The sequence below is a fragment of the Actinomyces polynesiensis genome (genome assembly GCF_000820725.1).
GTDB classification, from domain to species: domain Bacteria; phylum Actinomycetota; class Actinomycetes; order Actinomycetales; family Actinomycetaceae; genus Pauljensenia; species Pauljensenia polynesiensis.
In genome coordinates, this window is sequence record NZ_CCXH01000193.1 from 1 (window position 1) to 10,265 (window position 10,265).

Sequence of the window (10,265 nt, forward strand, 5' to 3'; positions counted from 1 at the left end):
GGCGGGAGCGCATCTCCATGTCCCTGCTCTCCATGGCAGTCAACGCCCTGGGCGTGCCGGCCCAGGCCTACACGGGGGCGCAGGCGGGCATCCGCACCGACTCCCACTTCGGGCGCGCCCAGATCATCGGCATGGTGCCCGAGCGCATCGCGCGGGCGATCCGTGACGGGCAGGTCGCCATCGTCGCCGGGTTCCAGGGGGTCTCCGAGGACGAGGACGTCACCACGCTCGGACGGGGTGGCTCCGACACGACCGCGGTCGCCCTCGCCGCCGCACTCCATGCCGACGTCTGCGAGATCTACACCGACGTCGACGGACTCTTCTCCGCCGACCCCCGCATCGTCCCCAGGGCCCACCGGCTGCGCACCATCAGCCAGGAGGAGACACTGGAACTGGCGGCCCACGGCGCGAAGATCCTGCACCTGCGGGCCGTGGAGTTCGCCAGGCGCTACGACGTGCCCCTCCACGTGCGGTCCTCCTTCTCCGAGAAGGAGGGCACCTGGATCTCCAGCCGGCCCGCCAACCCCGAACTCGCCGGTCTCGTCCCCGAGGCCGCCCTCGCCCACAACCAGGAGGAACTGGTGGAAGAGCCGATCATCTCCGGCATCGCGCACGACCGGTCCCAGGACAAGATCACTGTCGCCGGGATCCCCAACGAGCCGGGCAAGGCCGCGCGGATCTTCGAGATCGTCGCGGAGAACGGCATCAACATCGACATGATCGTCCAGAACATCCCGATCACGGACCAGACGAGGGCGAACCTCACCTTCACGCTGCCCGAGGGTGACGCCCAGCGCGCCCTCGACGCACTGGAGGCCGCTCGCGACGAGCTGGAGTACCAGGAGCTGCGCTACAACTCCGACATCGGCAAGCTCTCACTGGTGGGCGCCGGGATGCGGACCAACCCCGGTGTCTCCGCGAAGCTCTTCGGGGCGCTGTCGGCCGCCGGGATCAACATCGACCTCATCTCGACCTCGGAGATCCGCATCTCGGTCGTGACGAAGCTCGAGGACCTGGACCGCGCCGTCCAGGCCGCCCACACGGCGTTCGGCCTGGACGCCACCGAGTCGGAGGCAGTCGTGTACGGAGGGACCGGACGATGAGTGGAGGGGCAGCAGTGGACGGGTTGACCATCGGAGTCGTGGGGGCGACCGGCCAGGTCGGGCGCGTCATGCGCGCGCTCCTGGAGGAGAGGGGCTTCCCGGCCGCGTCGGTGCGCTTCTTCGCCTCGGCACGGTCCGCCGGACAGGTCCTGCCGTGGAAGGACGGGGAGGTCGTCGTCGAGGACGTGGCCACCGCCGACCTGTCCGGGGTCGACATCGCCGTGTTCTCCGCAGGCGCCACGGTTTCGCGCGAGTACGCCCCGCGCTTCGCCGAGGCCGGTGCCGTCGTGGTCGACAACTCCTCCGCCTGGCGCAAGGACCCCGATGTCCCGCTCGTGGTCTCCGAGGTCAACGGCGCCGACATCGTCGAGCGCCCCAAGGGCATCATCGCCAACCCCAATTGCACGACCATGGCGGCCATGCCCGTCCTCAAGCCCCTCGTGGACGAGGCCGGACTCGAGCGACTCTTCGTCTCCTCCTACCAGGCCGTGTCCGGGTCGGGGCTCAAGGGGGTGCGCGAGCTCGAGGAGCAGGTGCGTGCCGGGGCCGACCAGGACCTGGCCGGGCTGACCCTGGACGGGAGGGCCGTGACCCTGCCCGAGCCCCAGGTCTACGTCGCCCCCATCGCCTTCGACGTCGTGCCCCTGGCGGGGAGCATCGTCGAGGACGGCTCGGAGGAGACCGACGAGGAGCAGAAGCTGCGCAACGAGTCCCGGCGCATCCTGCACATCCCGGACCTGCGTGTCTCGGGGACCTGCGTGCGGGTCCCCGTCTTCACGGGGCACACGCTGACCGTCCACGCCGAGTTCTCCCGGCCCATCACCCCGGACCGGGCCCGTGAGCTCCTGGGCACGGCGCCCGGCGTGCAGGTGGTGGACGTGCCGACGCCCCTGGCCTGTGCGGGCATCGACGACGTGCTGGTGGGGCGCATCCGTCAGGACCAGGCGGTCGAGGACGGCCGTGGGCTGGTCCTGGTGGTGGCCGGGGACAACCTCCGCAAGGGGGCGGCTCTCAACGCCATCCAGGTCGCGGAACTGGTGGCCGCCGACCTCGGGGCCTGAGAGCACGACACTCCGACACGAGCACGACGGACGTGGAGCCGCCCCGGACCGGAGGGTCCGGGGCGGCTCCGTCCTCGTCAATCCTCCCCACACCGGCCCAGCCGGGAGCGGGGGAGTGGACGCTCAGGCCTGGGGGTCGTCCTCGGAGGCCGTGGCCTTGGCGTCCTCGGCCGCGATCTCGGCGCGGACCTTGTCCATGTCCAGGTCGCGGATCTGACCGATGACGTCCTCCAGGGCGGCGGCCGGCAGCGCGCCGGACTGGCGGAAGATCGCGATGCCGTCGCGGAAGGCCATCAGCGTCGGGATGGAGCTGATCTGGGCCGCAGTGGCGATCGCCTGCTGCGCATCCGTGTCCAGCTTGCCGAAGACGATGTCAGGGTGCTTCTCCGAGGAGGCGTCGAAGACGGGGCCGAACTGGCGGCACGGGCCGCACCAGGTCGCCCAGAAATCGACCAGCACGATGTCGTTGCCGGTGATGGTCTTCTGGAAGTTGTCAGTCGTCAGTTCGACGGTGCTCATGGATGTGATCTCCGCTCAGTCGTCCCAGCCGACGGTGGTCCCGCGGCTCCTTCGTGTCTCAACGATGCCGTACCCGCGACTATTCCACGACCGCAGGACCGCGCTGCGGTCCGGGTGCCGGGGCGTTCAGGACCTGCTCACCGGGCAGCGCAGGAAGGCCTGCGGCCCTCCGCGGGGGGTGTCCGGGGCCTGGGCCGTTCCGGGATCCAGCGGAACCGGGGGCAGGGGGCACTCCTCGGCGGGGACACCGATGCCGCGCAGGACGAAGGCCTGGACCACGCGCACGGCCTCCTCCTTCTCCTCCGGGTCCACGGGCAGCAGCTGCCCGGCGAGGCTCGAGAGGACCAGCGAGACGAGTGCCAGGGAGTTCTGACGGGGGATGCGCCCCTGTGCCATCGCGGTCTCGAGGATGTGGAAGAGGATGTGCTCGACGACTCCGGCGTGGTCGCGGAGATGGTCGGCGCCCTGGGTCGAGACCATGGAGCGCAGGTCGAGGTGGGAGGCGAGGTGGAAGCGACCGCGCAGCTCGAGATGGGCGCGGATGTAGGTGCACAGCTGCTCGATGACGTCGTCCTCCTCCGCCAGCGCGGCGGTGAGGGTCTCCGCGAAGTCGGCCGAGGCGTGGCGCATGAAGGCGAGCAGCAGCTGTTCCTTGTCGGCGAAGTGGTTGTAGACCGCCGTGCGGCCCACGTCGGCGCGCTGCGCGATCTGGGACATCGTGATCGAGTCGAAGGACTGCTCTGCCAGGAGCTCGCCGAGGGCGTCGAAGAGGCGCTGCCGGGTGAGCTCGCGGTGGTCGGCCAACGTCGTCCCGATGATCTTCGGCATGGGGACATTCTGACAGATGCCCCGGCAGTGTCGTCAAGCATGGGGGAGTGGCATCCCGCGATGGGCGGGGACGGGATCTGCTGGGGCGTGGAAGGGCCGATCCCGTCGGGCACGCGTCGGGCCGGCGTCGAGCAGATGCCGGACGCACGCCGAGAGGTGGACTTCTCACCGAGAGGTGGCCCTATACCCCCACCGTTCGGTGGGAAGTCCTCCACTCGGCACGGCCGCGCCCCCTTGTCGAGGAGCGAGTCCTGCTGTGAACCACCAGAGCGACCAGAGCGACCAGGGTCCCGGCTGCGCCCCTCGTCGAGGAGCGCGCCCCTCAGGCGGCGTGCCCGAGTGCGGACGAGACCGCGGCGCGTGCGATCGGCAGGTCGTGGCCGATCCAGTCCAGGGTGGACACCTCGTCCAGCGGCACCCACCGCAGCTCGGTGTGGCTGGGCCCCAGATGCGGTGGCGGGGAGCCGGGGTGGACCTCGGCCAACCAGACGCCCATGTGTCGGCCCTGGAGGATCGGCCACCACCCCTCGTCCGGTCCCGGCACGGGGGCCCCGACCGTCAGGGTGGTGTGCAGCTCCTCCGAGATCTCCCGTGTCAGGGCTTCCAGGGGAGTCTCCCCGTCCTCCACCTTGCCGCCGGGGAGCTCGAAGCGTCCGGCGAGGTCCGCGGGGTAGGCACGTGCCGCGCAGAGCAGACGAGTGGGGTGCGCGAGGGAGTCGAGGATCGCCGCGGCGACGACGGGGCGCTTGGTCACCGGCCCATGATAGGTGTGGGCGCGTCGGGTGGTGCGGGCCCACCTCAGGGACCGGTCGGGTGTCCGGCACGGATCCGATGGGCCACTTGGACGCAGGGACGTCGTTTGGGTATCATCGTCAGGTCGCCCCGGACGCGGGCGCGACGTTGCGGGCGTAGTTCAATGGTAGAACTCCAGCTTCCCAAGCTGGTAGCGCGGGTTCGATTCCCGTCGCCCGCTCCACCCGGGGGCCGCAGGAATCTGCGGCCCCCGTTCTCGTTCCCGGGGCGCGTCACGCAGTGCGCGCGCAGGCCGACAGGAGTCCGACCAGGAATGGCACACACCGACGATCCCACGGGCGCCCCGTCCCTCATCCTCCGCCCCTACGGCACGGGCGACGCCGCAGCGACCCTCGAGGTCTTCCGCGAGGCCGTCGCCGTGACCGCCGCCGCCGACTACACCCCGAGGCAGATCACCGCGTGGTTGGGAGATGCTGCCCGGGAGCGGGAGACCCCGGAGTTCCTCGACCTCTGGGACCGGGCCCGGCGCGCCGCGACCACAGTGGTCGCGGAGGTCGCCGGACAGGTCGTGGGCTTCGCCGGTCTAACCGGGTCCGGCCACGTCGACATGCTCTTCGTCGGGCCACGGCACGGTGGGCGTGGCGTCGCCACGTCGTTGCTGGACGATCTCCTCCGGACGGCGCAGCGGCGGGGTGCCGCGGAGGCCACAGCCGACGTGTCGCTCACGGCGCGTCCGTTCTTCGAGGCCAGCGGCTTCCGCGTCACCGCCGAGCAGCACCCGGTCCGCGACGGCATCCGCCTGACCAATCACCGGATGTGCAGGCCTCTGGGGGACACGCCGCGGCCCTGACCGCTTCCGGAGCGGGAGGTCCACACCGCTCCTGCCGTCGCCCCCCGGCCCGGCCTCAGCCGCCTGCCCCGCTACACCTCGTCCAGCGGCGGGATCGATGGCCGCTGCCCCGCCTCCCGTCCCCGCCCGGTACCGCCTGCAGCCCCCGGCACCGCCGTCCCGTCTCCTTCGTCCCGCGGGCACCCTGACCCACCCCGGCCCACCCTGACCCGACCCTGATCGGACCCTGGGTCAACCTGATCTGCCCGGATCCCGCCCACCCGCGGCGTAGTCTGGCCAGGACCCGGCAGGTGGCAGAGGATCCCAGGTCCTGCCCGCCACCTCCTCCGGGTCCGTGCGGAATCCCACCGCGCAGTGCCCATCCGTCCCGTCGACTCGGCGTCGAGCCACACCAGGAGCAGCAATGAGCGCCCCCCGATCCCGCGGTGCCACCGTGATGTCCGTCCTCCGGTTGCTGGTCTGGACCGTCATCGCGGCCGCCCTCGTGAAGTTCGCCTTCTTCCCGGCCACCGCCGCCGCGGAGGAGCAGGTCCTCGACCCGACCGCCCAGTACGGGCAGATGACGGTGAGCGCCGAGACGGGGACGATCACGAACTCCATCTCCCTGGAGGGCACCATCCGCTCCGACACCGCCACACCCGTGCGCACACCCGGAGAGGGGGAGGTGACGGCGGTCTACGTCGAGGACGGACAGGTCGTCGCCCAGGGTGACCCGATCCTCCTCATCCAGAAGGAGATCCCCGGGGAGGACACGGTCACCACCGACGCTGACGGCAACACGACCGTCACCCCCGGCGAGTCGCAGTGGCAGAACACCTGGATCAACGCACCCGCCGCCGGCACCCTCACCCTCACCGCCCTCATGGGCCAGCAGTTCACCATCGGTGACGGCCTCGGCAGCATCCAGCCCCCGAGCTTCTCCGCCGTCGCCACCCTCACGCCCGACCAGATGTACCGCATCCAGGACGTGCCCGACACGGCCACGATCACCATCACCAACGGTCCGGCGCCCTTCGAGTGCACGGACCTCCAGGTCGTCACCCCAAGGCGGGGGCGGACTCCTCCGGTGGGGGGTCCACCGGCGGGGATGCCTCCGGGGACGAGGGCGCCTCCGCCACGTCCATCCTGGCCACCTGCGAGATCCCCTCCGACCAGAAGGTCTTCCCCGGCCTCCAGGTGCAGATGGACCTGGTGGCGGGGGAGGCCGAGGACGTCCAGACGCTCCCGGTGACGGCCGTGGAGGGCCGCTTCGAGACGGGCTACGTCTACGTCCCCGGCGACGACCCCTCCGACCCGAAGAAGGTGCAGGTCGAGCTCGGCCTCAGTGACGGCGAACGCGTGGAGGTCAAGGACGGGCTCGGTGAGGGCCAGGAGGTGTTGGAGTTCGTCCCCGGGGAGCAGGAGACCGCGATGCAGTGCAACCCGATGACGGGTGAGGGCTGCTGAGGTGGCGCTCCTGGAACTGGCGGGGGTGACCCGCACCGTGGTCCTGCCCGACGGGTCGGACCTGCACATCCTGCGCGGCATCGACCTCGCGGTGGAGGCGGGGGAGCAGGTCTCCGTCGTGGGACGTTCGGGGACGGGGAAGTCCACGCTCCTCAACATCATGGGGCTGCTGGACCGGCCCACCTCGGGCACCTACACCGTCGACGGGGTCGACGTCCTGCGCCTGCACGAGGCGAGCAGGGCCCGCATGCGCGGGCGGGGATTCGGCTTCGTCTTCCAGCAGTTCAACATCTTCAACGCCCGCACCGCCCAGGAGAACGTCGAGGTCCCGCTGCTGTACGCCACGGGGACCGACTTCTGGAGGCGTCACACCCTCGCAGCGGCGATGCTGGACCGCGTGGGACTGGGAGGGCGCCTGGACTCCCACCCCACGCAGATGTCGGGAGGGGAGCAGCAGCGCATCGCCATCGCCCGCGCCCTGGTGCGACGTCCGCGGATCATCCTGGCCGACGAGCCCACCGGTGCCCTGGACCCGGACACCGGCCGCTCGGTGATGGCACTCCTGGAGGAGGTCGCGCGGGAGAACGACTCCGCCCTCGTCGTCATCACCCACGACCTCAATGTCGCCGTGCGTGCTGATCGCATCCTCTCCCTGGGCGAGGGCGTCCTGCGCGAGGTCACCGACGCGAGGGAGGTGCTGGTCCCCACCATCGGCGGGGAGGCGGTCGCCGCGCCGCCCGGGGACGGCCTGGTGACGGTCCCGCTCGGTTCGGACACCGGCGCGCGTCGGACCCCGGAGGAGGACTCATGAGGTTCCTCAACCAGCTCGTCGGCGCCCTCGTGGAGGCCTGGGGCGAGGTCCGCGTCCAGAAGGCCCGCGTGGTCCTCTCCCTCGTGGGGGTCGTGGCCGCCGTCGCGGCCATGTCGACGGTCATCGCCCTGGGTGACCTGATCGTCCAGTCGAACACCGAGATGATGGAGGCCTGGTCGGGGCGCTCCGTCACCCTCACCCTCATGCCGCAGAAGGTCCAGACGGACCAGGACGGGTCCGGCGACGAGGTGTTCCACTCCTCGGACGGGGGCATCGCCGTGTCCTCCGGCACCGGGGAGGGGCAGGTCGACGGGGAGGGGACGGCCGGGGACACGGGCTGGACCTCGGAGTCGACCGGGATCGTCGACGACCCTGTCGGTGCCGCTATGGTCACCGTCGCCGACCGCTTCTCCATCCCGTACTGGTCCCGCGGGGAGTACGGGAACCTGCAGGTGGCGGAGATGAACGAGGTGATGAACAGGGGCACCTTCCACGGCATGCCCGTGGAGCCACCCGAGTACGGGTTCCAGGACCCCCAGGTGCAGGCCGTCGACCCGGACTACGCCACGATCTTCCGCCTGGAGACGCAGCAGGGGCGCTGGCTGCGTTCCGGCGACGTCAACCAGCGGGTGACGCCCGTGGTCATCAATGCGGCGTTGTGGCAGTACTTCGGCAGCCCCGACATCCGCGACCCACTGGTGCTGTCCACGACGGGCACCCAGACCCAGCAGCTGCGGGTGGTGGGTGTCCTGAGGTCCACGGGGGCGTGGGAGTCCCCCGTGGTGTACCTGCCCTACGACTCCTGGCAGATCATGAAGCCGACGGACGAGCAGGGGACGGGTTCCGCCAGCATGTACGTGTGGGCGGGCGAGGACCAGGCCGACGAGGCGCGCACGACCCTTCCCGCCGCGCTGGCGGCCGTCCTCGGCGAGGGGTGGCAGGTCGACGCCATGGGAGGGGAGGACTTCGACTCGGGCCAGGAGACGCTGGGCACGATCCGCGCCGTGATCATGGCCATCGGGGCGATCGTCGTCCTCCTGGGCGCACTCGGCCTCCTCAACGTCGCCGTCGTCACCGTGCGCCAGCGGATCCGCGAGATCGGGATCCGACGCGCGATGGGTGCCTCCGCCGCCCGGGTGTTCTTCGCGGTGTTCCTGGAGTCGGTGGTCGCCACCTTCGTGGCCGGGGTCATCGGCGTCGGGCTCGCGATCGTCGTCCTGCGGGTGGTGCCGCTGGACCAGATGGGGATCTACCTCCAGGAGAGACCGCCCTTCCCGACCTCGGCGGCGGTCGCGGGGGTGGGCATCGCGACGGCCGTGGGCGCCCTGTGCGGGATCATCCCCGCCCTGGCGGCCATCCGTGTGAAGCCCATCGACGCGATCCGGTACTGACGCCCCTCTTCTGAGGGCCCCCGGGCGACCGGCTAGACTGCGCCGGGTGGAGAACCCCCCATCCGAGAACCCCACCCAGTCCGGGACCCCCCTCCCGCCCGAGGACGGCAGTGCTCCGCAGGAGGTTGCCGAGCCCTCAGCTGCTGGCGTCCCCGCCGCCTCCCCCTCGGAGGCGGATCCCGCCTGGAAGCGCCGCATCGCGCTCTTCCTGACGGGCCAGACCATCTCCCTGTTCGGGTCGAGCCTGGTCCAGTACGCCGTCATGTGGTACCTGACGCTGGAGACCAAGTCCGGCACCGTCATGATGGCCTACGCCGTCTTCGCCTTCCTACCCCAGGCCCTGGTCTCCCTCTTCGGGGGCACCCTCGCCGACCGCGTGAACCGCAAGGTGTTGATCATCTCCGCCGACGCCACGATCGCGGTGACGACCCTCGCGCTGGCCCTGGCCATGGGTGCGGGCCACCGGGACCTGTGGCTCATCTACGCCGCCGTCGCCGTGCGCTCCGTCGGCGCGGGGTTCCAGACCCCCGCGGTCGCGGCCGTCATCCCACAGCTCACCCCCCAGGCCCACCTCATGCGGGTCAACGGGATCAACACCACGATCCAGTCGGCCATGGCGCTGCTCGCCCCCGCAGCGGCGGGCGCCGTGTTCGCGGCCGGGGGCATCGTGCCCACGTTCTTCGTGGACGTGGTCACGGCCGCGATCGGCATCGCGATCCTCTCCTTCATCCCGGTGCCCACACTGCGCAGGGCGGCGGAGGAGGCGTCCTCGTACCTGACGGACCTGGTGGAGGGTGTGCGCTACACCTTCGGCAACAGCGTGGTGCGCTGGCTGATGACCGTGTACGGGATCATCTTCGTGCTCACGGTCGCGCCCTCGTTCCTCACGCCCCTCATGATCACCCGCAGCTTCGGCGACGAGGTCTGGATGCTCACCGCCCTGGAGATCGCCTTCTCGGTGGGCATGACGCTCGCGGGCGCCGCGGTGTCGATCTGGTTCACGCGCCGCTCACGCGAGCACATGATCATGGTCGCCTGCGTCTGCTTCGGGTTGTTGTCGATCGCTCTGGGCCTGTCGACGAACCTGTGGGTCTTCTACGCCTTCATGTTCCTCACGGGCATCGCCGTGCCGTTCTTCTCCACCCCCTCCATGACCCTGCTCCAGGAGAAGGTGGACCCGGAGTACATGGGCCGAGTCTTCAGCTTCGTCTCCATCGTGTTCGCCGTGGGCATGCCCCTGGGGATGCTCGTCTTCGGTCCCCTCGCCGACCGGGTGAGCGTGGAGTCGCTGCTGGTCGCCGCCGGTGTCATCACGCTGGTCGTCGTGGCCGTGGCCTTCTCGATCCCCGACGGGCGCCGGGCGCTCGCGGACGGGCGGGCCTACCGCGTGCTCAAGCGCGCCGAGGCCGCGTCCGGGGATCCCACCGGGTCGCCCGACCCCGACGTGCCGGCAGGGGGCGCGGGGTCCGGGGAGGTCCCCGGCCCCGGGGGATCCGTCGGTGA

The 10,265-nt window shown here is 70.9% G+C and carries 11 protein-coding genes and 1 tRNA gene; 9 read left to right on the top strand and 3 right to left on the bottom strand.

All coding sequences use genetic code 11. The annotated features are described in order from the left end of the window. Both TA90_RS08115 and TA90_RS08120 read left to right on the top strand, forming a co-directional pair. Positions 1 to 1,103: aspartate kinase (locus TA90_RS08115; protein WP_043535709.1), on the top strand; the 1,103-nt coding region annotated here is incomplete at its 5' end. Beyond that, positions 1,100 to 2,164: an aspartate-semialdehyde dehydrogenase gene (locus TA90_RS08120; RefSeq protein ID WP_147513433.1), complete on the top strand. Its 1,065-nt coding sequence runs from the start codon at positions 1,100 to 1,102 to the stop codon at positions 2,162 to 2,164. The genes TA90_RS08115 and TA90_RS08120, both read left to right, overlap by 4 nt. A 123-nt stretch (positions 2,165 to 2,287) precedes the next feature. Here TA90_RS08120 and trxA read toward each other — a convergent pair whose 3' ends face one another. From trxA to TA90_RS08135, 3 genes are all read right to left on the bottom strand, one after another. Continuing rightward, positions 2,288 to 2,683, bottom strand: coding sequence for a thioredoxin (trxA, locus tag TA90_RS08125; RefSeq protein WP_043535711.1), 396 nt, complete (start codon positions 2,681 to 2,683; stop codon positions 2,288 to 2,290). Positions 2,684 to 2,809: 126 nt separating this feature from the next. Continuing rightward, positions 2,810 to 3,511 carry a TetR/AcrR family transcriptional regulator gene (locus tag TA90_RS08130; protein ID WP_043535712.1) on the bottom strand — a complete coding sequence of 234 codons (702 nt, stop codon included), beginning with the start codon at positions 3,509 to 3,511 and terminating at the stop codon, positions 2,810 to 2,812. Positions 3,512 to 3,833: 322 nt separating this feature from the next. Then, complete coding sequence (locus tag TA90_RS08135; protein WP_043535713.1) at positions 3,834 to 4,265, bottom strand: (deoxy)nucleoside triphosphate pyrophosphohydrolase; 432 nt, start codon at positions 4,263 to 4,265, stop codon at positions 3,834 to 3,836. Between the two features lie 148 nt (positions 4,266 to 4,413). On the opposite strand from TA90_RS08135, the gene TA90_RS08140 reads away from it, so the two are divergent. The 7 genes from TA90_RS08140 to TA90_RS08165 form a co-directional block, all read left to right on the top strand. Then, positions 4,414 to 4,487 (top strand) — tRNA-Gly (locus TA90_RS08140). A 90-nt stretch (positions 4,488 to 4,577) separates the two neighbouring features. Next, positions 4,578 to 5,114: a GNAT family N-acetyltransferase gene (locus TA90_RS08145; RefSeq protein ID WP_052450663.1), complete on the top strand. Its 537-nt coding sequence runs from the start codon at positions 4,578 to 4,580 to the stop codon at positions 5,112 to 5,114. 403 nt (positions 5,115 to 5,517) lie between these two features. Continuing rightward, entirely contained in the window at positions 5,518 to 6,345 is an 828-nt protein-coding gene (locus TA90_RS08150) for a biotin/lipoyl-binding protein (RefSeq protein ID WP_052450664.1), read from the top strand. Continuing rightward, on the top strand, positions 6,297 to 6,560 hold the full coding sequence (locus tag TA90_RS13250; RefSeq protein WP_052450665.1) for an efflux RND transporter periplasmic adaptor subunit: 264 nt from the start codon (positions 6,297 to 6,299) through the stop codon (positions 6,558 to 6,560). Before TA90_RS08150 ends, TA90_RS13250 begins: the two co-directional genes overlap by 49 nt. Before the next feature lies 1 nt (position 6,561). Then, the gene (locus TA90_RS08155) at positions 6,562 to 7,371 is read left to right on the top strand and encodes an ABC transporter ATP-binding protein (protein ID WP_052450666.1); all 810 of its coding nucleotides are present in this window, start codon (positions 6,562 to 6,564) and stop codon (positions 7,369 to 7,371) included. Beyond that, a complete protein-coding gene (locus TA90_RS08160) occupies positions 7,368 to 8,762 on the top strand; it encodes an ABC transporter permease (RefSeq protein WP_043535714.1) in 1,395 nt (464 codons plus the stop codon). The genes TA90_RS08155 and TA90_RS08160 overlap by 4 nt, the downstream gene beginning before the upstream one ends. A gap of 46 nt (positions 8,763 to 8,808) precedes the next feature. Continuing rightward, a partial coding sequence (locus TA90_RS08165; RefSeq protein ID WP_074015357.1) for an MFS transporter occupies positions 8,809 to 10,265 on the top strand: 1,457 nt, incomplete at its 3' end.